The organism is Cloacibacillus evryensis DSM 19522, from assembly GCF_000585335.1.
GTDB classification, from domain to species: Bacteria; Synergistota; Synergistia; order Synergistales; family Synergistaceae; genus Cloacibacillus; species Cloacibacillus evryensis.
This window is the reverse complement of the sequence record NZ_KK073872.1, coordinates 1,876,731-1,901,902: the sequence shown is the minus strand read 5'-3', so window position 1 is coordinate 1,901,902 and position 25,172 is coordinate 1,876,731. Positions and strand designations below refer to the sequence as shown.

Annotated in this window: 23 protein-coding genes and 2 pseudogenes; 24 read left to right on the top strand and 1 reads right to left on the bottom strand. The window is 55.7% G+C overall.

Annotation, left to right across the window (positions count from 1 at the left end; genetic code table 11):
* The first annotated feature begins 133 nt into the window (after positions 1 to 133).
* Genes CLOEV_RS08500 through CLOEV_RS08485 form a run of 4 tightly spaced genes read left to right on the top strand, consistent with a single transcriptional unit; the run spans position 134 to position 5,417 of the window.
* Positions 134 to 1,546 carry a sodium:solute symporter family transporter gene (locus CLOEV_RS08500; RefSeq protein ID WP_034443177.1) on the top strand — a complete coding sequence of 471 codons (1,413 nt, stop codon included), beginning with the start codon at positions 134 to 136 and terminating at the stop codon, positions 1,544 to 1,546.
* Positions 1,531 to 2,859: a sensor histidine kinase gene (locus tag CLOEV_RS08495; protein WP_034443175.1), complete on the top strand. Its 1,329-nt coding sequence runs from the start codon at positions 1,531 to 1,533 to the stop codon at positions 2,857 to 2,859. Before CLOEV_RS08500 ends, CLOEV_RS08495 begins: the two co-directional genes overlap by 16 nt.
* Positions 2,840 to 4,195 carry a sigma-54-dependent transcriptional regulator gene (locus tag CLOEV_RS08490; protein WP_034443173.1) on the top strand — a complete coding sequence of 452 codons (1,356 nt, stop codon included), beginning with the start codon at positions 2,840 to 2,842 and terminating at the stop codon, positions 4,193 to 4,195. The genes CLOEV_RS08495 and CLOEV_RS08490 overlap by 20 nt, the downstream gene beginning before the upstream one ends.
* Entirely contained in the window at positions 4,188 to 5,417 is a 1,230-nt protein-coding gene (locus CLOEV_RS08485) for an RNA polymerase factor sigma-54 (protein WP_034443171.1), read from the top strand. The genes CLOEV_RS08490 and CLOEV_RS08485 overlap by 8 nt, the downstream gene beginning before the upstream one ends.
* Before the next feature lie 31 nt (positions 5,418 to 5,448).
* Here CLOEV_RS08485 and CLOEV_RS08480 read toward each other — a convergent pair whose 3' ends face one another.
* Positions 5,449 to 6,387: a TolB family protein gene (locus tag CLOEV_RS08480; protein WP_008711980.1), complete on the bottom strand. Its 939-nt coding sequence runs from the start codon at positions 6,385 to 6,387 to the stop codon at positions 5,449 to 5,451.
* A 238-nt stretch (positions 6,388 to 6,625) separates the two neighbouring features.
* Here CLOEV_RS08480 and CLOEV_RS08475 point away from each other — a divergent pair, with 238 nt between their 5' ends.
* From CLOEV_RS08475 to CLOEV_RS08380, 20 genes and pseudogenes are all read left to right on the top strand, one after another.
* On the top strand, positions 6,626 to 7,822 hold the full coding sequence (locus CLOEV_RS08475) for an NRAMP family divalent metal transporter (protein WP_008711979.1): 1,197 nt from the start codon (positions 6,626 to 6,628) through the stop codon (positions 7,820 to 7,822).
* A 67-nt stretch (positions 7,823 to 7,889) separates the two neighbouring features.
* On the top strand, positions 7,890 to 8,633 hold the full coding sequence (pxpB, locus tag CLOEV_RS08470; RefSeq protein ID WP_008711976.1) for a 5-oxoprolinase subunit PxpB: 744 nt from the start codon (positions 7,890 to 7,892) through the stop codon (positions 8,631 to 8,633).
* Between the two features lie 2 nt (positions 8,634 to 8,635).
* The gene (locus CLOEV_RS08465) at positions 8,636 to 9,691 is read left to right on the top strand and encodes a 5-oxoprolinase subunit C family protein (RefSeq protein WP_034443168.1); all 1,056 of its coding nucleotides are present in this window, start codon (positions 8,636 to 8,638) and stop codon (positions 9,689 to 9,691) included.
* A 17-nt stretch (positions 9,692 to 9,708) separates the two neighbouring features.
* Positions 9,709 to 10,482, top strand: coding sequence for a LamB/YcsF family protein (locus CLOEV_RS08460; protein ID WP_008711972.1), 774 nt, complete (start codon positions 9,709 to 9,711; stop codon positions 10,480 to 10,482).
* On the top strand, positions 10,479 to 11,288 hold the full coding sequence (locus CLOEV_RS08455; RefSeq protein WP_034443165.1) for a putative hydro-lyase: 810 nt from the start codon (positions 10,479 to 10,481) through the stop codon (positions 11,286 to 11,288). Before CLOEV_RS08460 ends, CLOEV_RS08455 begins: the two co-directional genes overlap by 4 nt.
* Positions 11,289 to 11,809: 521 nt before the next feature.
* Positions 11,810 to 11,881, top strand: a pseudogene (locus tag CLOEV_RS17535) (4Fe-4S binding protein); the annotation flags it as partial.
* Positions 11,882 to 11,921: 40 nt separating this feature from the next.
* Positions 11,922 to 13,334 (top strand): sodium:solute symporter family protein, encoded by a 1,413-nt coding sequence (locus CLOEV_RS08450; protein WP_034443164.1) that lies wholly within the window; start codon positions 11,922 to 11,924, stop codon positions 13,332 to 13,334.
* Positions 13,335 to 13,349: 15 nt separating this feature from the next.
* Entirely contained in the window at positions 13,350 to 13,592 is a 243-nt protein-coding gene (locus tag CLOEV_RS08445; protein ID WP_008711966.1) for a hypothetical protein, read from the top strand.
* An 18-nt stretch (positions 13,593 to 13,610) separates the two neighbouring features.
* Positions 13,611 to 14,177: a hypothetical protein gene (locus CLOEV_RS16030; protein WP_051484993.1), complete on the top strand. Its 567-nt coding sequence runs from the start codon at positions 13,611 to 13,613 to the stop codon at positions 14,175 to 14,177.
* A gap of 191 nt (positions 14,178 to 14,368) precedes the next feature.
* Positions 14,369 to 15,676: pseudogene (locus CLOEV_RS08430) on the top strand (aconitase X).
* Positions 15,677 to 15,680: 4 nt separating this feature from the next.
* Entirely contained in the window at positions 15,681 to 16,103 is a 423-nt protein-coding gene (locus tag CLOEV_RS08425; RefSeq protein ID WP_008711962.1) for an aconitase X swivel domain-containing protein, read from the top strand.
* Positions 16,104 to 16,144: 41 nt separating this feature from the next.
* A complete protein-coding gene (locus CLOEV_RS08420) occupies positions 16,145 to 16,543 on the top strand; it encodes a RidA family protein (RefSeq protein ID WP_008711961.1) in 399 nt (132 codons plus the stop codon).
* A 34-nt stretch (positions 16,544 to 16,577) separates the two neighbouring features.
* The gene (locus tag CLOEV_RS08415; protein ID WP_083829698.1) at positions 16,578 to 18,083 is read left to right on the top strand and encodes a trimethylamine methyltransferase family protein; all 1,506 of its coding nucleotides are present in this window, start codon (positions 16,578 to 16,580) and stop codon (positions 18,081 to 18,083) included.
* Between the two features lie 79 nt (positions 18,084 to 18,162).
* Positions 18,163 to 18,795, top strand: a complete 633-nt coding sequence (locus CLOEV_RS08410; RefSeq protein ID WP_008711959.1) for a cobalamin B12-binding domain-containing protein — start codon at positions 18,163 to 18,165, stop codon at positions 18,793 to 18,795.
* 66 nt (positions 18,796 to 18,861) lie between these two features.
* On the top strand, positions 18,862 to 19,881 hold the full coding sequence (locus tag CLOEV_RS08405; RefSeq protein ID WP_034443159.1) for a uroporphyrinogen decarboxylase family protein: 1,020 nt from the start codon (positions 18,862 to 18,864) through the stop codon (positions 19,879 to 19,881).
* A 96-nt stretch (positions 19,882 to 19,977) separates the two neighbouring features.
* Entirely contained in the window at positions 19,978 to 21,156 is a 1,179-nt protein-coding gene (locus CLOEV_RS08400; RefSeq protein WP_034443157.1) for a pyridoxal phosphate-dependent aminotransferase, read from the top strand.
* A 167-nt stretch (positions 21,157 to 21,323) separates the two neighbouring features.
* Positions 21,324 to 21,983, top strand: a complete 660-nt coding sequence (locus CLOEV_RS16025; protein WP_051484991.1) for a GntR family transcriptional regulator — start codon at positions 21,324 to 21,326, stop codon at positions 21,981 to 21,983.
* A 129-nt stretch (positions 21,984 to 22,112) separates the two neighbouring features.
* A complete protein-coding gene (locus CLOEV_RS08390; protein ID WP_051484990.1) occupies positions 22,113 to 23,726 on the top strand; it encodes an ASKHA domain-containing protein in 1,614 nt (537 codons plus the stop codon).
* 26 nt (positions 23,727 to 23,752) lie between these two features.
* On the top strand, positions 23,753 to 24,490 hold the full coding sequence (locus CLOEV_RS08385) for a hypothetical protein (RefSeq protein WP_034443155.1): 738 nt from the start codon (positions 23,753 to 23,755) through the stop codon (positions 24,488 to 24,490).
* Positions 24,491 to 24,641: 151 nt separating this feature from the next.
* Positions 24,642 to 25,133: a MarR family winged helix-turn-helix transcriptional regulator gene (locus CLOEV_RS08380; protein WP_008711945.1), complete on the top strand. Its 492-nt coding sequence runs from the start codon at positions 24,642 to 24,644 to the stop codon at positions 25,131 to 25,133.
* Positions 25,134 to 25,172 lie beyond the last annotated feature (39 nt).

Sequence of the window (25,172 nt, the reverse complement as noted above, 5' to 3'; positions counted from 1 at the left end):
TTTGCGAACGGCTTAATTTATGCCCCGTGGAGGAGCGACTGATGAGGCTCAGCACCTTTATCTGGATAGTCTTTATTATATTGACGGTGGCGCCGGGCGTGATCGTCCACTTTCTCAGGCGCGGCTCCCGCTGATGTCGCCGCTTATCTATTACCTTGTGGCTTTCGGGGCTTACACGGTGTCGATCATTTTGCTGACAGGGCAGTCTTTTGCGTGGAAGGAGACGAAAAAATCCTTTTATCTGGGAGATATGAAGGTTGCTCTTTTTCCGACGCTTGCCACCTTCTGCGCGACGTGGATGAGCCCGCTCTCGCTTGTCGGCTTCGGCATGTGGTTTTACCGCTCTGGATATGTCGCTTTTTGGGCTTCGGTCAACGGCTGGATGATCGGTCTGCTGTTTTTTCCTTTTGTCGTGAGGCGGCTGCGGGTGGCGCGCGTAGCCTCCCTGCCCGAATGGCTTGAGAAGCGCTACGGCGACGTCCGCGTGCGCAGGCTTGTCGCGCTCACGATGATATTTCTCTATGTCGTATATCTCGTCATCCAGTTCCGCGCCTTCGGCGTCATCGTCTCGTATATGCTTGAGATACCGCAGGGATTCGCGGCGACCTCGTTGATCTACCTTTTTGTGCTTTACACGACCTTTGGCGGTTACTTTTCCGTCGTTCGCAGCGACACGCTGAATTTACTGCTGATAATCTTAGGGGTGAGCGTCGCCGCCTGGTTTTGCCTGCCCGAGGGCTTCAGCCTCGCCGCGGCCCGCGAGGTATTCCGGGCCGAGAGCACCACGCTTTCGCTCAATGATTTCTCCCTCTCTGAAATATTTTCCGCTTTCGCGATGATGCTTGTCTGGGGGCTGGGCGTGGCGACCAATCCGCAGTATATGATAAGGATAATCGCCTGCCGCAGCCGGCGCGAGGCCTACGGTATGCTTGCGCTGTCGCCTTACGTGGTCGGCTGGATATATCTCTGCCTGACGTTTTTTATTATGGTCTGCCGCCTGAAATATCCGTTGATCGGCAATTTCGAGGAGACGATGGCCTTTGCCAAACTGGCGCAGTTTCTTCCGCCCGTCGCCGGTATGCTGCTGCTCGTCTGCGTCATCGCGGCGGCGGTGAGCACGGCTAATTCGCAGCTTCTGCTTGCCGCCTGTTCGCTTTGTTACGACCTGGTGCCGATGAAGAGGGACGAAAACGAGCTGCGGCCCTTTCAGGAGGAACGTTTTCTCTTTATCAACCGCATCGCGATCACCCTCATCGCCTCTATCGCGCTGATGCTGAGTCACGCCGGACTGCCCGGTTATATAAGGCTTGGCACGATAAGCTGGACGCTCGTCGCGATCGCCTATTTTTATCCGCTCTTTACGCCGCGCCTCATCGTTAAGGAGATATTATTCGCCGTGCTCACCGTTGCGGTCATGATGCAGTTCCTGCTGGTCTTCGGCTTCCGCATCGAACCGGAGTACGCGATGCTTATCGTGCTTGCCGGAGAATATTTAGTTTTTGCGGCCGCGAAGTTTATGAGGTCAAAAAGATGTCTCACAGAGTAAGTCTTGAGACCCTTATGAAATGGATATTCCTGCTGCTTGCGCTGTCGATGGTGCTGCTGATGCTCGGCGCGCGCCTTCACCAGAGTTACAGCGACAAGCTTTCCGCCGCCGCCGAATCCGCCGAGCGGCTGAACCGGCTGATGACGGACTACGATCTCAGATACAGCGCCGAGGTGATAACGCAGGAGCTCGGTCCATACTGGCGCAAAGCGGCCGAGGGCGAAGTCCCGTCGCTCGTCATACGGAGCGGAGGCGCGAAGCATGGTTTTGTCTCCAACTTCCAGTCTATCTATGTCGACATGGTCGAAGAGGAGCGCTACCTGATACTTGTCGGTATGCTTGGGCTCATCATCGCCGTGGAGCTTGCCGTATTCATCTCTTATGTGCTGACAAGGCCGCTGCGCCGGCTTACCTGGATGTGCAAAGAGGTCGCCGGCGGGGTCTCCGTAAGGATACCGCAGACGGCTCTTTCCCCTTATGAGTTTCATGAACTTGTCGACAGCTTCAATAATATGTCGTCACAGCTTGAGCGATGGCGCGAGGTGCAGCGGCAGGTAAGCCGCATGGACCGTCTCGCGGCGCTTGGCGAGATGATATCGGGGCTGGCGCACGAGATACGCAACCCTCTCGCAAGTATGCGGATACAGACAGATCTGCTGCGCGACGAGATCGAGAGGCTCGCGGGGGAAGACGGCGGCGAGGAAGCGGCGGACGCCAGGGAGCAGATCGCCGTCCTCGGCAGCGAGATCGACAGGCTCAATAATATCGTGATGCAGCTTCTTTCGTTCGTGCGTCCGCGCCCGACCGTCATTACGCCGGTGAAGCTGGACGACCTTCTCCCCTGGAGCGGGGCGATGCTCGGCTCGCTGGCTCAGAAGTATAATGTGCGGCTGATGCTGCACAGCACCGCGCAGGACGTTACCGTTATGGCGGACGGCGAACTGCTGCGCCAGTTGGTCATGAACCTTGCCCTTAACGCGATGCAGTCGATGTCGCCGCTGAAAGGCGGGACCGATATGGCGCTGACCGTCACTATCGGCTATGCGCCGGCGCGGCGCGGGGAGGAAAGGATGGGCATGATAATGGTCTCCGACACAGGCCCCGGAATCTCTCCTGATATCGAGCACAGAATATTCGACCCCTTCTTTACCACTAAAAAAGATGGCACTGGACTTGGCCTCAGTATCGTGCAGAGGATAGTGGAGGGGCTGGGCGGCGCGCTCTCGTTTGAGAGCTCCCCGAACGGAACGACGTTTAAAATTTATCTGAAATTACAGCACGGAGGAAGAGATTATGAGCATCTGGATAGTTGACGACGAGGTCAATCTTGCCAACGGCCTGAAAAAAGCCTTTGAGAAAAAGGGTTATAGCGCAAAGTGTATTTTCGCGATACGCGAGCTGCAGGAGGCGCTCAACGCCGAGATCCCGTCGTTGATATTCCTTGACCAGTGCCTTCCCGACGGGAACGGCCTCGATATGCTGCCGATGATCCTCAAGGTCGCGCCGCGCTGCCGCGTGGTGATGATGACTGCTTTCGGCGATTCGAGCCTCGTGGTCAAAGCGATTCGGCAGGGAGCCTATAATTATCTCGACAAGCCATTTCCGCTCGACGCGGCGATGAATATGGTGACGCGCGCCTTTGAGTCGATACAGCTGCAGAATCAGGCCGAAGTGATGATGGCCGACGAGCCGAACCTGCTGCTCGGCTCTTCTCCGGCGATGGAAAAGGTCAGCGAAACGCTGCTGAAGCTGGCTCCCTATCAGGATGTGACGGTGCTTCTCACAGGCGAAAGCGGCACCGGAAAGGAGGTCGCCGCGAGGATGATCCACCGCTCTTCCAACTGCCAGGGGGAATTTGTCGCCGTCAACTGTTCGGCGATCCCGGAGGCGCTGCTGGAGGCGGAGCTTTTCGGTTACGCGAAGGGTGCCTACACCGGCGCCGACTCAAACAAGCCGGGGCTGATCGAGGTCGCCGACAAGGGCACGCTTTTTCTCGACGAGATAGGCGACCTCCCGCTCTCTTTGCAGACGAAGCTCTTCCGCTTCATAGACCAGCGCACGATAAGGCCGCTTGGAAGCACGAAGGAGAAGAAGATCAGCCTCAAGCTCATCTGCGCCACCTGCCTCGACCTTGAGAAAAAGGTCAAAGAAGAGAGCTTTCGCAGGGACCTCTATTTCAGGATATCGGTGATACCGATAAAGCTGCCCCCTCTGCGCGAGCGCGGAAAGGACATCCTTGAGCTGGCCTCTTATTTCCTCGGCGACTGCTCTAAGAGGATGAACAAACCGGTCCCCGAACTGACGGAGGAGGTGCAGGAGGTCTTTATGAGCTATCCCTGGCCGGGAAATGTGCGCGAGCTGCGCAATATGATCGAGCGGATACTGATCCTGCGCAGCCAGACGGATTCGTTCGTGCGCCTTTCGGATCTGCCGATGGAGGTGCTTGACGCCCACCCTGTCGGGATGGTTCAGGAGACTCGTGCCGGCGACGGCGGAGTGTCGCTGAGCGAAACGCTTGACCGAGTGGAAAGGGAACTCATCACCGCCGCGCTCGCCAAATGCGGCGGCAACCGCACGCAGGCAGCCGCCTGCCTTGGCATCTCGCGTTTCTCCCTGATACGGAGGATGCAGAGACACGGTCTTGAATGAACTGAAACTGCTGCATAGAATACACGGCGCGCATAAGCTTTCGCCGAAAGCTTTTCTCGGCGGGAATTTGCTGCTCGCGCCGGCCGCCGAGCTCACCGGGCTTTGCCGTACGCTGGCGGGGGATAACGCGCTGATCAGGTTTTCACCGCCCCGAGGCTCTTCCTCAAGGATAGAAGATTTCGAGGATTTCTATGAAAATATCGCCGAAAATCCTTCGATAGACGCCGCCCTGCACCCGCAGATATGCGTCTGCCCCGGCTTTGCCTCGTTTACCGGAGCCGCCGCGAGTCCGGCGTTTTGGAGCGCCCTGCTTGACGGGCGTGGCTTTTTGAACAGCACGCCGGAAGAGGCCGCCGCTCTGGCCGGTATCGGCGATGAAGAGGCCCGCCGGTTTATAAAGAGTTTGCAGGACTATGTGGAGCCGGCCGGCCTCTTCGCCGCCGGCCTTAAAGAGTCATTGCTGATACAGATGAAACGCGCCGGCCTGGAGGGAAGCCCGGCCTGGAGGCTGCTCTCCGAGGGGAGCGACGCTTTGCTTTCCGGACGCGCGGATGAGTGGGGCAGCTCTCGCGGGCTCGGCAAAGATCAAATTGAATCGGCGCTGCGGCTTTTGCGCGGCCTCGACCCCGCTCCCGGTAAAAATTTCGCGCAGACGGCTTTCACGGTCCCCGATATAGAGTTTGTCATTGCGGGCGAAAAGATAACGCCGCGGCTCATCGTGGAAAATATGCCGCTGGTGGAGAACTGCTTTGACGAGTTCGAGAACTTTTCCGGCGAACTGTTGAGGGAAAAATGGCTGCGCGGAGAATGGCGCGCAGCGAGAGAGACGCTCAAAAAGCTGGGCATGCGCTACCGCACTCTGCTGCGCGCCGCGCTCTTCCTCCTCTCCGTGCAGCGGGAAAAGATCATGACGCCCTCGCTCCCGCCGAAGCCGCTGACATACGGAGATGCCGCCGCGGCGCTCTCGCTGCATACCTCGACGCTTTATCGGGCGATGCAGAATACCGCCTGCCTTATAAGGGGGACGAGCTATCCGATGAGGGTATTCTTCTCACGGGCCGCCGCGGCGGATAAAAACTTCAGCATCGCGTCACTGCGTACAGAGATAGCCGCGATGCGCGCGCGCGGGCTGACAAACCGCGAGATCGGCGAACGCCTCGGACTGCCGACGCGCACGGTAGCCTGGCACAGCGCGAAGATAAAGGCGGCCTGCCGGCGCTGATCCGCGCCGTCCGGCCGCCGGTCGGGAAATTTTATTTCGAAGCGCTGACACTGCTGCCGCGGCTGATGATTTTGCGCGGCTTTTCCCCATTGAGCTTCATCGCGTAAATGTCATAAAGGTTGGCTGTTTTCGACGCTCTTTTCTCTTCTGGTGAGTGCGCGGAAAAGACGATCTCTTCCGCATTGAGCCACGCGGCGTCCGCCACGCAGAGGCCGCCTGCTTTGAGGCGCTCGCTTATTCCCGTCTCGGGATGATAGAGGTAGAGCGCCCCCTTTATTCCCTCCGGGCTTCCGGACGATGTGCAGAAGGCGCACCTTTCACCTCCTGTTTCGGCCGAAATGAGCCACATCGCGCCGTCAGGCGACGCCGACATCCTTACCGCGCTGCTGATAATGGCGTCGTCAGAGGGCAGGAGCTTTTTCATCGGCAGTTTTTCACGGACCGTACCGTCCGCCGTGGAAATTTTATAGACGTTCTCAAAGTCGAAGGCGGAGACGAAGCCTCTGCCCTCCGGCCAGAAGGGGCCGAAAAATTCCGCCCTTTTCTCCTTTTGCCCCAGCGTCTTGTATTTCTTTGAACTCAAGTCGTATATCTCGGGCAGCCACCTTTTACCGTCCGCGAAACGGCTGTAAAGCAGACACGCGCCGTCCCGCGACCAGCGCGGGCCGTAGCTGTTGCTGCCGGGCAGCCCTTTGATCGTCCGTGTTTTTTTCGCCGCGACGTCATATAGGGCGATGAACCTGCCGCCATTTTTATCATAACGCGTGTAAGCTACGGTCGCGCCGTCCGGTGAGATCTCAGGGTCATAGCCCTCGGCCAAACGCGTGACTTTTTTGCCGTCGCTGTCGGCGCAGCAGATGTAAAAAGCGCCGCCCTCCATGCGCAGAAAGGCTATTTTCCCAGCCGCACACGGCCCGGCTGCCGCAAGCAGGGAGAAAAATACTGTCAGTAATACCGTGAATTTTTTCATGCTTCCACTCCCTCTAAAATAATTGAAATCCTAGAGTGCGATTTTAGCACTATTCCAACGGTGTGCGCATATTACATAGTGCGGAATCCGCACACCGCGCATAAAACAAAGCGGATGGCGGCGAAAAAAGCGGTTGAATGGCCTCGTTAATTTTTTCATTAGTCCAAATATTTATAGCAACTTTTTTGCGTGTATATTAATGAAGGGTTTTATCAAAATCTCACAGGAGGTAACAAAAATGGCGGAAAAAAAGGAATCTGTAGCAAGCGTACTTATCGGCGCGGCATTTTTGATGGCGACTTCGGCTATCGGACCGGGGTTCTTGACACAGACGGCCGTTTTCACTGACAAATTGAAGGCGGCTTTCGCTTTCGCGATCGTCGTATCTATTCTCATCGACGTAGTCGTGCAGATGAACATCTGGCGCATCCTCGGCGTATCGGGAAAACGCGCTCAGGACGTGGCGAACGAAGTCTTCCCGGGACTTGGCTACTTTCTCGCCATATTGGTAGCCATCGGCGGACTTGTATTTAACATCGGCAACGTCGGCGGCGCGGCGATGGGACTCAACGTGATCTGCGGCGTACCTTTCGTGCCCGGCGCGATCGTCAGCGCGCTCGTGGCGATCGGTCTTTTTGTCAACAAAGAGGCTGGCAAGGCGATGGACATGTTTACGAAGGTGCTCGGCATAATCATGCTGGCGATGGTCGCCTTCATGGTCGTCAAGACGGCCCCGCCCGTCGGCCTGGCGCTTAAAGAGACGGTCCTTCCCTCAACGATAGACTGGCTGACGATCCTCACGCTGGTCGGCGGCACGGTCGGCGGCTACATCACCTTCGCCGGCGCGCACCGCATCATCGACGCGAACATAACGGGCGTGAGCAACATCGATAAGATCACGCACGGTTCCGTCACCGCGATCGGGATCACGGGCATTATGCGCTACCTGCTCTTCCTCGCCATCCTGGGCGTGGTCGCTACCGGCGTGGCGCTGGACCCCAAAAACCCGCCCGCGTCAGCATTCCTCATCGGCGCGGGGCAGCTTGGATACCGTATATTCGGCGTCATCCTCTGGTGCGCGGCGGTAACGTCGGTGGTCGGCGCGTCGTACACCTCGATATCTTTCCTGCGCACTCTTTTCAAGCAGGTCGAAGCTTACAACCGTTACTGGATAATGGGCTTCATCTGCGTGTCGACGGCGATATTCGCCACGATGGGAAACCCCGTCAAACTGCTTATCTTTGCCGGCTCCGTCAATGGGTTGATACTTCCGGTGTCGCTTGGCGTGGTGCTGCTTGCCGCCTATAACAAAAAGATCATCGGCGAAGGCTACCGCCACCCGATGGTGCTTACGGTCCTCGGCTGGATCATGGTCGCCTTTACGGCTTGGATGGGCGCGAAGTCCTTCACCGGAATACTGAAGCTCTTCTCATAGCTGAAAGCCGGGTTAGGATGTAAAATTAAAGAGGAGCCATAGCGCTCCTCTTTTACGTAAAGGGGTGATGTCGGTGGCAATATATGTGGACGAACCAAAATATCTCAATGCGGGCGAATCGTGCGTCGTTATCGAGTTCGCGGACGAGATAGACCGCGGCGCGAATGACGCAGTCATGAATCTAAAGAAACATCTTCTGAATCAGAAAAATATCCCTATCGTTGAGTGCCTTCCGACCTACCGGTCGCTGGCAGTCTATTTTGATCCCGTGGCGGTAAGCGCGGAAGAGGTTATAAACGAGGCGAAGGCCGCGCCAGTATACGGCGGGGAAGAGGCGGGGGCGGTTCATACCGAGATATCCATACCCGTGTGCTACGGCGGCGAATACGGCCCGGATATCGCGAACGTGGCCGAAAATGCGGGGATCACAGAGGAAGAAGTGATCAAACGGCACAGCGCAAAGCCGTGTCACTGCTATATGATCGGATTCATGCCCGGTTTCGCCTACCTCGGAGGCATGGATGAAACGATCGCGACGCCGCGGCTCACCAATCCGCGCACCGTCATCAAAGGCGGCAGCGTCGGCATCGCGGGAAAACAGACGGGCATCTATCCGATAGACAGCCCGGGCGGCTGGCAGCTCATCGGACGCACGCCGCTGCGCCTCTTCACGCCGGAGGCCTCGCGCCCGACGCTCATCGAAGCCGGCTATGAGGTGCGCTTCGTTCCCGTCACGGAAGAGGAATACAAAAAAATCGAGGCCGAAGTGGCCGCGGGTACCTACAAGCCCGTGATAACGGAGGCGAAATGACTATGGAACTGACAATAAAAAAGGCCGGGATGCTGACCTCCGTGCAGGACCTCGGACGCTGGGGATATCAGTCCAGCGGCGTCCCCGTCGCGGGGGCGATGGACCTTCCAGCGCTCCGGATCGGCAACGCGATGCTGGGTAACCCCGAGGGAGCGGCGGCGCTCGAAGTGACGCTGCTCGGCCCGGAGATCGAGGTAAGCGGCGGCGGCGCGGCGGTCTTTGCCGGAGCCGACCTCGGCTTCTCGGTCAACGGCAGGGCGGTGGGATCGTGGCAGGCCGTCGTGCTTAACGACGGCGACGTCGTTTCGTTTACCGGGCCGAAGGGCGCCGGCTGCCGCGGCAATCTATGCTTTGCGGGCGGCGTGGATGTCCCGGTAGTTATGAACAGCCGCACCACCTACATGCGTGCGAAGATCGGCGGGGTGGAGGGGCGCGCCCTTAAAAGCGGCGACGTCATAAAGACGGGGGAGCCCGCGCCGCTCTGGAAGCGGCTCGGCGGCTTCCGTCTGTCCGCCGGATTGACCCCCGCCGCCGCGGCCGAGGCGCCGCTGGCGGTGATCACGGGATTGCAGCGGGACGCTTTTACGGAAGAGGGCCGGAAGCTGCTTTTTGAATCGGAATACCTGATCACGGCTGAATCCGACAGAATGGGCTGCCGCCTTGAGGGACCCAAGATCGAACACACTGAAAAGGGCGCGGACATAGTCTCCGACGGCATACCGCTTGGCGCGGTGCAGATACCAGGCCACGGAATGCCGATAATCATGCTTGCCGACCGCCAGACGACGGGAGGCTACACGAAGATAGGCGTCCTCACGCCGCTTTCGATTGAGGCGCTCGTGCAGAAGATGCCGGGTATGAAGGTAACCTTCCGCGAGGCCTCGGTGGCTGAAGGCGTGGCGGAGCAGCAAAAAATCGCCGACGCCGTAAAACGTGCCGGAGAACTGCGCCTTTCGTATGTCTCACGCAGCCCTCAGACGGTGCAGCCGTCCATGTCTGGGCGCTTCAAGATCACGCTAAACGGAAAGACATACGAAATAACCTGTGAAGAGATATAGAAAAGGAGTGACCTGCCATGTACAAAGTAGACCTTAACAGCGATATCGGAGAGAGCTTCGGCGCCTACAAAATGGGCGACGACGCGGCGGTAATGTGCGCCGTGACCTCGGCGAACGTCGCCTGCGGCTTTCACGCCGGCGACCCGCTGGTGATGAAAAAGACGCTCAAGACCTGCGCCGAAAAGGGAGTGGCGGCCGGCGCGCACCCCGGATATCCCGACCTCGTCGGCTTCGGGCGCCGGAACATGAAGTGTACGCCTGACGAAGAATACGCCGACTGCCTCTATCAGGTCGGCGCGCTCAAAGCCTTCTGTGAAGCCAACGGCCTCAAACTGCAGCATGTGAAGCCGCACGGCGCGATGTACAATCAGGCCGCGAAAGACCCAGCGCTCGCGAAGGCGATCGCGCAGGCCGTCAAAGACGCCGGCGAAGATATCATCCTCATGGGGCTCGCGAACTCGGAATTTGAAAAAGCCGCCAAAGAACTCGGCGTGCCCTTCGCGGCGGAGGCCTTCGCAGACCGCGGCTACATGCCCGACGGTTCGCTCGTGCCGCGCTCGCAGCCGGGCGCGATCATCCATGACGTCGACGCCGCCGCGAAGCGCGTCGTGCGCATGGTCACGGAAGGGACCGTCGAAGCGGTGGACGGCACGGTCGTCAGCTTCCGCCCGCAGTCGATCTGTATGCACGGCGACACGCCCGAAGCCGTCGAAATGGCGAAAGCCGTCCGCGCGGCGCTCGAGGCCGCCGGTGTTAAAGTTACCAATTTGAAGGAGGTCGTACTGGGATGACGCTGCCATTTGATGTAACGCCCTTTTATTCCACGCACCCGAAAGAGATGCGCCGGCTGATCCGCGAAGAGGAATGGGTCTATCCGACTTCGGGACTCTGCCACTGCCACGTGCAGGCGAACATGATCGTCCTGCCCAAGGAATGGGCTTATGATTTCCTCGTCTTCGCCCAGCGCAATCCGAAGCCCTGCCCGATCCTCGACATCACCGAGCCGGGCCAGTGGGAGGCGAAGCTCATCGCCCCCGGCTCCGACGTGCGCACCGACATCCCGAAGTACCGCGTCTGGGAAAATGGCGAGCTTGTCGACGAGCCGGCCGACGTTAAAAAATACTGGAAAGAGGACCTCGTCGCCTTCCTGCTCGGCTGCTCATTCAGCTTTGAGGGCGCGCTGCTCGAGGCCGGCATCCCCATCCGCCACATCGATATGAACTGCAACGTGCCGATGTACATAACGAACATCCAGAACCAGCCCGCCGGACGGCTCAGCGGCCCGATGGTCGTCAGCATGCGCCCCGTCAAGCACGCGCAGGTGCCGAAGGCCGTGCTCTCGACTGGCAGGTTCCCCGCCGTCCACGGCGCGCCCGTCCACATAGGCGACCCGGCGGCTATCGGCATCAAGGATGTGGGCAAGCCTGATTTCGGAGACGCGGTGGAGATCCGCGAGGGCGAAACGCCCGTCTTCTGGGCCTGCGGAGTGACGCCGCAGGCGGTGCTCATGAAGAGCAAACCGCCCTTCGCGATCACCCACGCTCCCGGCTACATGTTCATCGGAGACCCGAAGGACGTAGACTACGCGGTGTTTTAAGCCGCGAGAGGCCGCCGTCAAAAAACGCGATTTGCGGCCCACACCCCAAAAACGATTTTCCGGTAAGAGCGCCCGCGGCGCTTTTACCGTCCTATAGACTCAATGAGCGGCATCCGGCAGAAGCGGGGGCCGCTCATTTTTTAGCTTCATATTGCCGTCGCTCCCCGTCAACGATCCCATGCTGTCAGCCTCTGCGCAAGAATAAGATCGCCGCTATTGACAAGGCGGCAATTACGTGTAAAATAATCAGTAAATACTTACTGCATATTTATTGGCCGGCTTAAATAAAAATGAGAGGTCGGGGCTTAAATGGGAGCTAGAGGTCGGTCCATCAGCTTATTTAAAATTATGGATTCAATAACTCTATATAACGGTCATTACAGAAACATAGTTTCAATGGATACGCAAATTATGGTACGGCATAGTTTTGACAACTTTAATGTAATTTATGTCGCTGGCAGCCTGACCGTGTAATTATTAAGAATTTGTTACTGCTCTGTCGATTTTATTTTTAAGAAGAAAAGGACTGCTGGGGCTGCACCATCTGCGGCAGCAACTGCCCCGTCGGCGCCATTTCGATAGAAAAAATCTAAAGGAGCGCCTCTAGGGCGCTCAAAAAGGAGTGTTGGATTCATGTTAACCGGCATCGACAACATCGTTATCGTATTTACCGTGATCGCCGTTCTTTGGATAGGCTACTATTTCTCAAAGTCGATCACGGACATGGAGAGCTATTATCTCGCGAACAGAAGCCTTCCCTGGTCGCTTGTGGTCGGCACGCTCGTCGCTTCCTGGTACGGCGGCGTCGGCGTTGTGGGCACCATCGGCTACGCCTCTGTCTTTGGCATGGCGACATGGTTCATCTGGTCGATCGGCGCGCACGCGGTCCGCTTTCCTCTCGCTCTGTGGGTCGGGCCGCGCATCCACGTGCGTTCCGACGTGACGATCCCCGACGTCATCGCCCACGCCTACGGCAAGACGGCCGCGATCGTCGCCTCTATATTCCTCTTTATGTACTGCTCGCAGCTGGGCGAGATAACGGCGACTGGCTTCATCGGCGAGGCGGCCTGGGGCGTCAATAAGGTCCTCCTCGGCATCATTGTCGTCGTTCTGACGATCGCGCTGACCTGCCTCGGCGGCCTGATGGGCGTCGCCGTCACCGATATGATCTTCTTTTTCTTCATGCTGATGAGCGTCTGTATGGTATTCCCGCAGATTTACGACAGCGTCGGCGGCATGGCAGGCATACGCGCGGCGACGGCCCCATCCTTTACGCACCCGGTCGCTGGAATGACTTTCTCAAAGGCGTTGATGCTCGTGCTGCTCTGCATCAACGTATACGCCGACCCATGTTTCTATCAGCGTTTTTCGGCGAGCAACTCGGCGAAGACCGGCCGCCGCGCGATGCTCACCTGCTTCTGTCTCTGGCTCGTATTCGACGCAGTGACGAGTATGGCGGGAATGGCGGTGCACGTCAAATACCCCGGAGTACAGCCGGAACTTGCCTACGTCCAGATGGTGCTCTCTGAACTTCCCGTAGGGATACGCGCCTTCTTCGTCATCGGGCTCTTCGGGGCGATAATTTCCACACTCGACAGCTACTACCTCATCGGAGGAACGACTCTCGCGAAGGATATCTATGCCAGAATTTTTGCGAAAGAGGAACTCAGCGATAAAAAACTTGTGAACCTGAGCCGCGCCGGCGCCGGCATCCTTGGAGTTATCGGCCTCGCGCTCGCCTTCCGTTTTACGCTCGTGTACGACGCCTTTGTCTTCCTCATCAGTCTATGGATGTCCACCGGTTTCGTCCCCGTGCTGATGGCGCTGATGTACGGCGGGAAAAAGACCAAGGCGGCGGGGCTGCTTTCGATGGCGGCGGGATGCCTTTCCTTCGCGGCGCTCTCGCTCTGGCCGGTAACGATATCGGAAAGCTTCGGCGTGCTTGAGCCGATACTCGTATCATTGCCGCTCTCGTTCCTCTTCTGGGCGATAGGCAGCAGGTTCGGCGAAGATACCGAAATCGATAAAAAAGCTATCAGATGCTGACGGGAGGCACATATTATGGCAAATAACGAAATGAAAAACGAAATAAACGACGACCTTAGAATATCATGGTTCGGTATGGACGGGATGTTCTGCCTCGCGTACATTGTGGAGGCGGTACTCATCGGATGGAGCATGATCCACGACGTCGATATCGTGCTGGGCAGGTTGCTGCCGTACAGCGCGATGCTCGTCACCACGTGGGTATTCCTGAAGTACATATTCCAGGTGATCTCGTTCTCGCGCGGCACGCGCAAGTAGGGCAGAAAGGGCGGAACGATGGCGGTCATTACCTCTTTTCCTATAAAGCTGAGCATGGAAGAGGCGAAGCGCGAGGCGCGCAAAAGAAACGGCCTCATCGCGCGCTTCATAACGCGCCTGACAAGCGGCGGACAACGCGAAGATCAGGAAATCGTTATGAAGACGATCTACATAGAAAACAGGCTCATCACCTTTGAAATAACGGCAAAGCCGCCGCTTCTCGGAAAGCTGTTCAAGAAAGAGGCGAAGCCGCGTAAGAGCAAAATAATGATGATCGCGAACGGTTCGACATGCGGCGTTTCATATTACGACGGCAGAGGCGTCGAGACCGCGGAAACGGAGATAGCGGAAGAATCTTTGCAGCGCTCTGATTTTTCGGACGCGGAACTTGTAACGCGCGGCAACGCGCTCGCGCGCAGGATACTGCGCCGGCGCGTGGGAGGGAATTTTTCACTTGAGCCCGCGGAGATAAAGAGCGTCTACCGCCCCTATCACGTGGCCTTCTTCGGAGAGCCGGAAGAGGGCAAAAAAATCTACTACGTTCCGTTGCCAGCGGACGGCTGCACCGTAAAGAGAACGTTTTAACGCAGCACGAGGCATATTAAGATTTTCACTATTGACAAAATAGCCGATATGCGTAGAATAATCAGTAAATACTTAGTGAATGTTTACACGGGGCAAGTTTAAATGCGACAATTTTAATGTGAATTACAGCACAAGCAGTTCGCGGTATGCCTTCCGCATGGTGCTGACCGACAAGATGGGGTGATGATCCGATGCTTAAATTAAGCGATTATGAAAACGATATGTTGATTGGCAAATATGGCCCAATGAAGCAAAAAGCGATAGAAAATATTTGCCGCTACGCGAAAGTTCTTGGAGTGGAGGAACTGTGCAAAGTCTCTATGGCTACTATATTCGGAGGCGCGCATGAATATTTAAAAGCGGCCGGCAACGATGACGTGAAGGACAACTTCTGCGCGATGAATATGGCGTGTAAAGAAACTATCCCACTCGATTCTTTCTCTCCCGAATGTATGACGCAGACCTGAGTGGAACCGTTGGATGCCGATAGTTATCGGCAGCTTTGGATCAACGAAAAAGATTATAAAATGAACGAAGATTATGTCGGTTACCTCGCGGATGCCGGCGCCGTGAGGACGTCGACCTGCGCTCCGTATTTGACAGGCTGGATACCTCTTAAGGGGCAGCACTTTATAACGACGGAATCGTCAAACGTTTTATTATGCAATTCCCTGTTTGGCGCCTGCGGCAATCCCGAGGGGATCGAGGCCAGTTTCTGGGCGGCGATTTGCGGGCGGACGCCGAAATACGGCAGGCATGTCGCTGAAAATCGCATCGGCACCTGCCGCGTCTATGTTGATTGTCCTATCAATACACATACTGAATGGGAACTGCTCGGCTATGTGGTCGGCAGCATCGCGCCCAAGTCGTCCGTCCCTGTGCTGATCGGTTCTTTTGATGATCTGGATCTTGATAAATTCAAACATTTTTCCGCCCCTCTGGCGGTGGTCAGCGATATAGACATGTGCCACGTCCTCGGGATCACGCCGGAAGCCCCCACTCTCGAGGCCGCTTTCGGCAGTATGGCCGCCGCCGACGCGTCGCCGTCTTTCCATATCGTTCAGCGTGATATTGACGAAGCCCGTGCAAAATTCTGTTCGCCGGCGAGCGGCAAAGTAGGTTCTGTCAATTTGGGCTGCCCGCATTATTCTATCTACGAGATAAAAGACGCCGCCATGGCGCTTAAGGGAAAGAAAGTCGCGCCGTGGGTGCATCTTCATATATGGACGACCTACAGCGTCAAAGCGCAGGCCGACAGGTGCGGATTTACCAAACTTATAGAGGCGGCGGGCGGAAATCTGCTTGCCGGTTCGTGTCCCTGCTATGTGTTTGAGTATCCGGAGACAAAGGAGAAACTTATCGGAGAGCGATTGGGCGTGGTCTTTGATTCGATCAAACTTTCATATTGTATGCCGCCCTGTTACGACAAATCGATCAACACATACTTCGGCGAGCCGATGAAGTGCCTTGCGGCGGCGCTGGACGGTTTTTGGAGGTAAGATCATGGACGAAAAACTGATAGCTTCTCTTACGGGAAGAGCTCTGATTGACGGCAAGGTCGAAGGCCGCGCAATGGTCCTGCCGGACAGTATCGCCGGATGGTCCGGCATTACAAGCGAAGGGCTCATTATCGAAAAAGACAACATACACAGGGGCGAATCCGTGGCGGGCATGATCCTTGTGGTGCCGGGAGGGAAAGGCTCAGTCGGATGGTCTTGCCATTTCACCGCATTGAAGGCCAACGGTCATTCGCCCAAAGGGTGGGTGCTTAAAAACGTTGACACAAGGGTAGGAGTGGCGCTTGTAACTACCAATACGCCCGCGGTCTGTGTCAAGCAGCCGGATCCTTTTTCCGTCATACATGACGGCGACCGGCTTGTAATCGACGGTGAAAAGGGAACTGTCGAAGTATGGAGAAAAAATTAGATGAAGGTATTTACAAATAATACAATGGAGGTATATCTCTAATGATGAAAAAAGTATTGAATCTTTCCGACTGGTCTGGGAAGACCTATTCTGACGTCGCGTATGCCAATGGGGTTGCCTTTATTTCAGGGCAGATGAGTCTTGACGAAAATAATCAGCCGGTGCGGGGAACAATAGAAGAAGAAACCGCCAGGGCGCTTGACAACCTTAAGAAAGTTGTAGAAAAGCTGGGCGCTGGTCTTGACGATGTACTCTTTACTCAGGTCATTCTTTTGTCAAACGACGATTTTCCCGGTTTCAGCAGCACGTATGCCAAGTATTTTCCAAACGGCTATCCGGCGAGGGTCGCCACTATTGCGAAGGAAATATATCTCGGCCTGAGACTTGAACTTTGTGCCGTGGTCGCGCTGGATCGATCAAACGAAGACAAAAACGTTTAGTATTTTGCCGAGTTGTCTTTAGAAAGGACAATATATGATGCGAAGGTCAAAAATGCGGGCAAGCGCCGAGAAAATTGTCTATGAGGGAAATATTTACCGTCCTCTCACAGAGGGGCAAATTGAGGAAATACATAACACGTCCCTGAAAATATTTGAGGAAGTGGGCGTCTGTATAAAATCCGCGCCGGCAAGAGAGCTGTGGCGCAAGGCCGGGGCGGTAGTAGACGAGAATACCGGAATATGCAAGATAGGCAAGGAGATCGTAGATTATTGCATCGCCGCGGCCCCAAAGGAATTCACTCAATACGGCAGAGACCCAAGGCACAATATTCTTCAGGGAGGTTCACGTGTCTATAATGCCACGGCCGGCGAGGCGGTCACCGTCACCGATCTTGAAACGGGCGAGAGGCGCGAGTCGACGCTGTATGATCTGGCGGCGGGCACCCGCCTTTGCGACGCCCTTGAGAATGCCGACATCGTCCAGGTTTGCTGTTATCCCCATGAAATCGACGTCAAGAGGGAAGATTCCGATATCGTCAGGGCCTTCACGATGGCGAAGAATTCGTCAAAGCATCTGTCTGTGGGCATCTATAGGCCGTCCAGCGTTTCCAAATTATATAAGCTCTGCAACATGATATTGGGGCAGGAAGGCGCAAGCCGTGAAAGGCCGTTCTTTACGCTTGTATGCGGCGTCATCAGCCCTCTGATCATGGATGGGAAATGGACCGAGACATTGCTTGAATCCGTAAAATACGGCTTCCCCGTCGCCTCGCCGTCCGCCCCGACGCTTGGCACGACCTGTCCAGGCACGCTGGCTTCTCAGCTTGTTCTCTGCAATGTTGAAGCTTTGATGACAATCATAACGGTGCAGCTCGCGAAGGCCGGCCATCCGTGTTTTTATTCGGCCGTTCCCGTCAGCATGGACCACAGGACGGGGGAGTTCACATTTGCCTCCGTCGAAGGATGGATACAGAACTGTGCGGCGAACCAGATAGCGCACTGGCATAATATCCCCAGCTATACGACCTGCGGGCACAGCGATGCAAAGGTCGTCGACGCGCAGTGCGGAATGGAAATCGCCGTGGGGGATATGTTTCAGTCCATGTCGGGAGCCAATTTTGCGCATGGCACGTTCGGGCTGATAGAAAGCGGCTTAAATCTCTCCTATGAAGCTTACGTGATGGCCAATGAATATACTGCAATGGCCAAACGAGTACTTCGCGGGATCGAGGTCAACGAGGAGACCCTGGGCTTTGAATCCATAAAAAAACAGGGACATGGCGGTGTCTTCCTTGAAGATCCGATAACCATGCAGTATATGCGCTCCGAATTCTTTTATCCCAAACTTTCGGACAGAAAAACTTTTTCGACGTGGCAGGAGGCAGGGTCTCCCTCGTATCTCAAAAAAGCGAACGAAATAGCTAGGGATATCCTGGCAAACCATAAACCGCTCCCGATCGACCCCGACATCGAGGAGGCAATAAGGAAGGAATTCCCGGACATGCCGCCTGACGCCGGAAAAATCTGGAGCGAAAGATAATGCCTGTAAAATTATTTTGGCCTTGGATACCTGTTGTTTCCGCCGCCGCGAAAAATATATGTGAAAGGAGATAGAAAATATGATTTTAGAAGAAATATCCGGCGCCGTTATGGACGGAGAGCCAGGTGAAGTGAAAGAGCTGTGCAGGCAGGCAATCGATGAAAATATTCAGGCCGGGGAAATTTTAAAGCAGGGCCTGATCGCCGGAATGACGGAAGTCGGCGTGCTCTTCAAGGACGGAGAAATGTTCGTTCCCGAAGTGTTGATGTCGGCTAAGACTCTTCAGGCGGGCGTCGAATACCTTTTTCCATATCTTAAGGATGCCGGCATCGTTTCCTGTGGAAAGGTACTTGCCGTGACCGTCGAAGGCGACCTGCACGATATAGGGTTGAAACTGGTGCAGATGATGCTTGAGGGCGCAGGGTTCCAGGTGGTGAACATGGGCGTCGACAAGAGCTCAAAGGAAATCATCGCCAGGATAAAAGAGGAAAATCCCGACATACTCGCCATGTCGGCCATGCTGACGACGACGATGGATAAAATGAGAGAGGTCATAGAGGATATCAAAGGCGAGGGGCTTGACGGCAAAGTGCAGGTAATGGTCGGCGGCGCTCCGATCTCTCCGGCGTTCGCCGCCAGGATAGGCGCGCATTATTCTTCCGACGCGACCTCCGCGGTTTCCGTCGCGAAAGAACTGCTCGGCGTAAAATAAAATATTAAGCGCGGCCGCGCCGCGACGATAAATTTTTATATCATATATGCAGGGAGGATGTCTAAAATGTCGAAACTTATACAGGAATGGTTAAACGATCAAATAGGAGTCAAGAGAAAAAAGTCGATGCCGGTGCTGTCGTTCCCCTCAACGTCGTTGATGGGCATAAGCGTGACGGAACTCATCGGCAGGAGCGAACTGCAGGCAAAGGGCATGAAGATGATCGCGGACAGGCTCGACACCTCCGCGTCGGTCAGCATGATGGATCTTTCCGTCGAGGCGGAGGCGTTTGGATCGACCGTGCGCTTTTTTGACGACGAAGTCCCTACCGTTATCGGCGCGTTGGTAAAATCACAGGAGGACGCGGACGCTTTAAAAGTGCCCGAAGTGGGCGCGTTCCGCACGGGGTGCTATATAGACGGCATCTCCAAAGCATGCGGCCTGATAACCGACCGCCCCGTCTTTGCCGGCATTATCGGCCCCTTCTCGCTTGCGGGGCGCCTTGTGGACGTGACGACGGCCATGATGATGTGCATCGAGAACCCTGAAATTATGCACACGGTGCTGAAAAAAACCGTACAGTTCCTTATAAAGTATTCACAGGCATACAAAGACGCCGGCGCAAACGGGATCGTTATGGCGGAGCCGCTGACGGGGCTACTCTCTCCCGGCCTTGCAAAAAAATTCTCGGAGCCGTATGTCAAAGAGATCATAGACGCCGTCAAGGACGACGATTTTGCCGTTATTTATCATAACTGCGGGGCTTCCGTGGTGAAAATGACGGATTCGCTGCTTCGGCTGAACGCTTCCGCGTACCATTTCGGAAATTCCATCTCAATGAAAAAAATGATGGAGCTACTTCCGCCCGACGTGATCGCGATGGGCAACATAGACCCCGCCTCGCAGTTCCGCAACGGCACGCCGGAATCGATCCGCGAGGACACTCTGCGCGTGCTCGACGAGTGCTGGCAGTTCCCGAACTTCGTCATATCGTCCGGATGCGACATCCCGGCGCAGAGCAGCTGGGACAACATCGACGCGTTCTTTAACGCTGTAGACGAATTTTATACAAACAAGAACATGTAGCACAGGCGCGCCGCCGAGCTTCCGACGCGCCTGGCGCAGAGCTTTTTTCGCTTCGCAAAACGCGATAGTTTATGCGAAGTTAGAAGGAGATATGAGATGACAAGCGTTAAGTTCCCGAACAAACGGATGTCTTCGATAAAGATGAGCGGCGGGATCCGCGAAATACTCTCCCGCGCGAATGAGCTTGAAAAAGAGGGCAGAAGCATAATTCATATGGAAATAGGCAGGCCGGATTTCGATTCACCGGCGTGCGCAAAAGAGGCGGTAAAATCCGCGCTTGACTCCGGAGACGTCCACTACACAAATATGCAGGGAACCGAAGAGCTGCGCGAGGCCGTGGCGGAAAAATACCGCAGAGAAAACAACATGCAGGCCAACGCGCAGCGCGGCGTCGTGATCACCAACGGCGCGATGGAGGCGATCACCGCCTCGCTGCTGACGATCCTTGACCCGGGCGACGAAATAATCGTGCCGTCCCCGTATTTTTCCGCATACGCCGACGAGATCGCCTTGACCGGAGCCGTCATGGTCAATGTCCCGACCTCAATGGAAAGAGGTTTTGCGCTGAGCGTGGACGATATCGCAGAGGCGATAACGCCCAGGACAAAAGCCATATTGATCAACACCCCGAATAATCCAAGCGGAGCGGTGCTGACGCGCGGCAACCTTGAAGAAATAGCGGCGTTAGCAATCTCCAAAGACCTCCTTGTTATCTCCGACGAATGTTACGAAAAGTTCCTTTATGAGGGCGAGCATGTCAGCATCGGCAGCTTTAAAGGAATGGAAGAACGTACAGTTACGGTCTCGGCCGCCTCAAAAACATGGTCGATGACGGGATGGCGCATAGGTTGGGCCGTGTCGCCGGAAGAAATGACGCCATACCTCAATAAATGTCATCAGAACCTTACGACCTGCGCCAATTCTTTTGCACAGGCCGGAGTCGCGGCCGCATTCGCGCATGCCGACGGCGACGTAAAAAAGATGATCGCCGAATACGGGCGGCGCCGCGATATGGTCGCGCAATGGATCGGGCGAATAGAGGGGTTTGAGGCGATCAAGCCGGCCGGAGCATTCTATGCGTTCCCCAGGATATCTTCGCTTAATATGGACGGATTCAAGTTCTGCTCGTGGCTTTTGGAAAACGCCGGCGTCTCCGTCGTTCCGGGAGAGGTGTTTGGAGCCGCGGGGCACATCCGCATCGCTTACTGCCGGGAATATGATTATATCGAAGAAGGTATGCGCAGGATAAAAGAGGCCGTCGACGGCCTGCGTTAGTGCGGGCGCAAATAGAACGAGGCGGCGGAGTATTCATACGGCCGGCGTCCGGGCGGATTAGCGGGCGGAGTGCGGCAAGGTTGAAGGAACGGCGGCTTGACACCTGCCCGCCTCTTGTGAGAATATAAATCCGGATACTCTCTGAATACTTACTGAGGTGGAAAAGCATGGGCGGCAGAACGAAGAAGAGCGACCTTGTAACGCAAATATATGAATCGTTGAGGCAGGATATCATTGGGCTTCGCATGAAACCGGGAGAATTCCTTACGGAACGTCAGATTTCGGAAATCTACGACGCAAGCCCGACAAGCGTAAGGGGAGCGCTCTCTCTGCTTAAACATGACGGGCTCGTTAAGGTGTTCCCGCACAAAGGATATATGGTAAGCGAAATCACGCTGGAAGATATGCGCAACCTTTTCCAGTTTCGATCGGTGCTGGAAAACGCCAATATCTATTATGCCGCCCAATATGCCGAAAAAGAACAGCTTGATCATCTTGAGTTTTTGGCGGAAGGGCAGGAGACGTCTCCGGAAGCCGCGAAGCATTCAAAACAAACCGAATCAAACGAAGAGTTTCATCTGTATCTCGCACAGATCACGGGAAACCCAATATTGCTCGAACAGCTCGTGAACACCATAGAAAAACTGCAGCGCCTCTCATGGATGGGCACGCCGCACAAATTCACGCCCGCTTCGGTAAACGAGCACCGTGAGATCGTAAAGCTGATACGGAGCAAACAAGTTTTGGAAGCCCAGGATTTGATGCGTAAGCACATCAATCAGGTTTTCGAAATAGCCGTCAGCAAAACGCTTAAGAAGGTTTTTTAGCCATAGTTATTCGCCTGTTTTGAAAACAGCCGGGCTCCCGGCATTGTTACGCATCGCGAGAAACCATGCCGCAGAAAATGTAAAATAAAGTATTTGCCGATAGTTCAACGTTCGGAGGTACGGACTTCAATGCCCGACAGAAAATACAGAATAGTCTTTCAGCCGGATAATATCACCGCGTACGTAAAGGCGGGGGAGTCGCTTGCCGACGCTGCGGCTGAGGCTGGCGCGGAGATCGGCCGGCACTGCGGAGGCGCCGGGATCTGCGGAAAGTGCAGAGTGAAGACGGTGCGCGGGCTCGACCCGCTGTCGCCGCCGACGCAGAGAGAAAAGGACGTCCTCGGTGAAGACGGGCTGAAAAACGGCGTTCGTCTTGCGTGCTGCGCGCAGATCGCTGCGGACGGTACTGTGTTCGTCATAGACAGGGCGGGGAGCGAGGGCAATAAAATACTCGACGGTTTTTCCCGCCCGATAGAAGACTGGCGTCCCGGCTCCCATGGCTGCGGCGTCTCCGTCGACATCGGCACAACTACGGTCGTTTTATATCTTTTCGACCTCGAATCTCACATAGAAATGAATAAGATCGCCTTCGTCAACCCGCAGGTGCGTTTCGGTGACGACGTCATTTCAAGGATCGCATTCTCCTCTGAATCGAAAGAGCGCCTTTGCGCCGCGCAGCAAACGCTCGTTAAAGAAATGAACGGGAATATCGGGCTTTTGGCCCGCCGAAGCGGCATTCAAATAGATGATATAACGGAAATTACGATAGCGGGCAATACGGTGATGGAACATCTGTTCTGCGGAGTCTCGCCAAAAAGCATCGGGCACAGCCCGTACAGGCCGGAGTTCCTCGTCCGTCCGCCCTTTCCCGCCTCGGACGTCGGCATAAAAATAAACAAAGCTGGCATGATAAAGATGTTGCCGAATGTCGCGGGGTATGTCGGCGCGGATATAGTCGCGGGCGCGGCCGCGTTAAATATGGATACGGAAGATACGATGCGCCTCCTCGTTGATATCGGCACAAACAATGAGATCGTTATCGGAAATTCAAAAGGGATGTACTGCTGCGCCGCGGCGGCCGGACCGGCGCTCGAAGGAGCCAGGATCAAATACGGCATGCGCGCATGCGGCGGCGCTGTCGAGTCTGTCCGTGTCCTTGACGGCGATATCATTTGCCGGACCATCGGCGGCGCAGCCCCTAAAGGGCTGTGCGGCTCGGGGCTCATCGACGCGGTGGCGTTGGCGCTCCGCGAGGGCGTTATTGGCCGCGGCGGGAGGTTCAACTCTCCGGATAAGGCGGCGGCTCCGCTGATCGGAAAGAGGATGTGCCGCGCGGAGGGCGGGATGGCGCAGCTGCTGCTGACAGACGGCCGGAACCCCGTTTATTTGACGCAAAAGGATATTCGCGAGGTGCAGCTTGCGGTAGGGGCGATAAAAGTCGGCATCGGGGCGATGCTTGAACGGGAAGGGATCACAAGCTCCCGGCTTGAGGAAGTTTGCCTGGCAGGCGCTTTTGGAAACAACATAAACATTGAAAGCGCCGTCGCCGTGGGGCTCTTGCCCAACGTTGACAGAAACAAGATACGAAGCGTGAAAAATACGTCCGGCCTGGGCGCAAGCATGGCGCTGGCGTCCGCGGATTTTTACGCAAGGACGCTTGAGGCGGCTAAAAAGATGCAGTACGTGGAACTTTCTGCGCTGGCGGATTTTCAGGAGCGGTTTGTCGCCGCAATGGGCTTTTGATTTGCGAACGGGAGGCGCGCCGGGCAATGAAAAGAATAAACATCTTATATTCGTCGGCGGACGAAACGCCTGAAAAAATACTAAACGCCGAAGGGCCTCCGTTAAAAGCGGACCTTTCCGCGCTTGAAAAATTTTACACGCGGAGAGGGCTCAAAGAAAAAATCGGGCTGGACGAGTTCTTAAACTACTGGGAGAATGAAGCCGCTGAAAAGCTTCTGCGCCCGGCGGCCCGCGTCGTCTTCATGCCGGCGGCGGACGCCGAGGAAAAGTTCGGCGCAGGCATCGTGAAAACGAACGATTCTGTTGCAAAGGCCGCAATGATGGTATGGACGATCGGCCCCGGTCTTGAGAAAGAGGCGGGCCTGCTGTCGTCGGATAAAGAAAATACAATAACGGGCTTTCTGTTGGACATCGCAGGTTCCATCGCGCTCCATGCGATGCACGATCAGCTTATCCGTTGGCTAAAAGACGAATGCGCGCACCGTGATAATCTATATATCAACGGTGAATTCTACCCCGGGATGGGAAGTCTGTCGAAAGATCTTTTAGAAAATATATCAAAGACGGGCGATACGGAAAAACTTATCGGCGTGAGCGTGCCCGGCGGCGCGTTCTTTCGGCCTGGGAAGACGCAGTGCTCTCTTATAGCGCTTGGGTCGGCGGATAACGAGACAACGACGACCGCCCGTGCCTGCACGCCCTGCAGCGGCAGAAAGTGTCTGTACTACCAGCTCGGCGGCTGCCACATGCAGAATATGATATAAATCGCCCGGCGCTTCGTATGTTAGATACCGTCCGCCGCCTTTCCTGAACGCGGCGATGTCGTAGGAAACGACAATACCAAAAATATCAAGGTACCTTGACAATTTTTGTTTAAACGCTAAAATTACAAAAAACGAAGGAGGCGGTCATCTCATGAAACTGGATTGGCCTATATCGCATCAGGTCCTGGCTCAGTTGTGTATGAGCGGCCATTATCTCTACCACCGCTTTGACAGCAAGGGCGGGCAGATGCGCGTGCTTACGGCCCTTCTGGAACAGCCGGAAATGCTCCAGCGTGAACTTCAGGACCAGCTGGGGATACAGTCGGGGTCGCTCAGTGAGATCATCATCAAGATGGAGGCCGGCGGGCTGCTCGAGAGGGTAAGGAGCAGCCGTGACGGGAGGCATATCGTATTGAAGCTGACGGCGGAAGGGATAGAGCGGGGAAAATATCTGCGAATGAGATACGGCAGGCAGGCGGAGCGCATGATGTCGTGTTTTTCCGAAGAAGAACTTGGCATCCTGCACGAGCTGCTGGGCAGGATGCTCGTGCATTGGGAGGGCGTTGAAAATGACGCCGAACTGGTTGCCCCGTCCGGCTTTGACGGCCCACACGGATCGCGCGGTATGCAAATTAGGAAATAGGGGCCGCGCAACTCCCGCCGGAAACGCCGCCCTTGAAAG

Excerpts from the sequence above, each read along its gene's own strand:
- CLOEV_RS08390 (WP_051484990.1), top strand. The coding sequence starts at position 22,113 with ATGCCCGACAGAAAATACAGAATAGTCTTTCAGCCGGATAATATCACC.
- CLOEV_RS08460 (WP_008711972.1), top strand. The coding sequence starts at position 9,709 with ATGTACAAAGTAGACCTTAACAGCGATATCGGAGAGAGCTTCGGCGCC.
- CLOEV_RS08445 (WP_008711966.1), top strand. The coding sequence starts at position 13,350 with ATGGCAAATAACGAAATGAAAAACGAAATAAACGACGACCTTAGAATA.
- CLOEV_RS08400 (WP_034443157.1), top strand. The coding sequence starts at position 19,978 with ATGACAAGCGTTAAGTTCCCGAACAAACGGATGTCTTCGATAAAGATG.
- pxpB (WP_008711976.1), top strand. The coding sequence starts at position 7,890 with ATGTCGGTGGCAATATATGTGGACGAACCAAAATATCTCAATGCGGGC.
- CLOEV_RS08380 (WP_008711945.1), top strand. The coding sequence starts at position 24,642 with ATGAAACTGGATTGGCCTATATCGCATCAGGTCCTGGCTCAGTTGTGT.
- CLOEV_RS08425 (WP_008711962.1), top strand. The coding sequence starts at position 15,681 with ATGGACGAAAAACTGATAGCTTCTCTTACGGGAAGAGCTCTGATTGAC.
- CLOEV_RS08450 (WP_034443164.1), top strand. The coding sequence starts at position 11,922 with ATGTTAACCGGCATCGACAACATCGTTATCGTATTTACCGTGATCGCC.
- CLOEV_RS08490 (WP_034443173.1), top strand. The coding sequence starts at position 2,840 with ATGAGCATCTGGATAGTTGACGACGAGGTCAATCTTGCCAACGGCCTG.
- CLOEV_RS08495 (WP_034443175.1), top strand. The coding sequence starts at position 1,531 with ATGTCTCACAGAGTAAGTCTTGAGACCCTTATGAAATGGATATTCCTG.
- CLOEV_RS08385 (WP_034443155.1), top strand. The coding sequence starts at position 23,753 with ATGAAAAGAATAAACATCTTATATTCGTCGGCGGACGAAACGCCTGAA.
- CLOEV_RS08420 (WP_008711961.1), top strand. The coding sequence starts at position 16,145 with ATGATGAAAAAAGTATTGAATCTTTCCGACTGGTCTGGGAAGACCTAT.
- CLOEV_RS08415 (WP_083829698.1), top strand. The coding sequence starts at position 16,578 with ATGATGCGAAGGTCAAAAATGCGGGCAAGCGCCGAGAAAATTGTCTAT.
- CLOEV_RS08405 (WP_034443159.1), top strand. The coding sequence starts at position 18,862 with ATGTCGAAACTTATACAGGAATGGTTAAACGATCAAATAGGAGTCAAG.
- CLOEV_RS16025 (WP_051484991.1), top strand. The coding sequence starts at position 21,324 with ATGGGCGGCAGAACGAAGAAGAGCGACCTTGTAACGCAAATATATGAA.
- CLOEV_RS08500 (WP_034443177.1), top strand. The coding sequence starts at position 134 with ATGTCGCCGCTTATCTATTACCTTGTGGCTTTCGGGGCTTACACGGTG.
- CLOEV_RS08410 (WP_008711959.1), top strand. The coding sequence starts at position 18,163 with ATGATTTTAGAAGAAATATCCGGCGCCGTTATGGACGGAGAGCCAGGT.
- CLOEV_RS08455 (WP_034443165.1), top strand. The coding sequence starts at position 10,479 with ATGACGCTGCCATTTGATGTAACGCCCTTTTATTCCACGCACCCGAAA.
- CLOEV_RS16030 (WP_051484993.1), top strand. The coding sequence starts at position 13,611 with ATGGCGGTCATTACCTCTTTTCCTATAAAGCTGAGCATGGAAGAGGCG.
- CLOEV_RS08480 (WP_008711980.1), bottom strand. The coding sequence starts at position 6,387 with ATGAAAAAATTCACGGTATTACTGACAGTATTTTTCTCCCTGCTTGCG.
- CLOEV_RS08465 (WP_034443168.1), top strand. The coding sequence starts at position 8,636 with ATGGAACTGACAATAAAAAAGGCCGGGATGCTGACCTCCGTGCAGGAC.
- CLOEV_RS08475 (WP_008711979.1), top strand. The coding sequence starts at position 6,626 with ATGGCGGAAAAAAAGGAATCTGTAGCAAGCGTACTTATCGGCGCGGCA.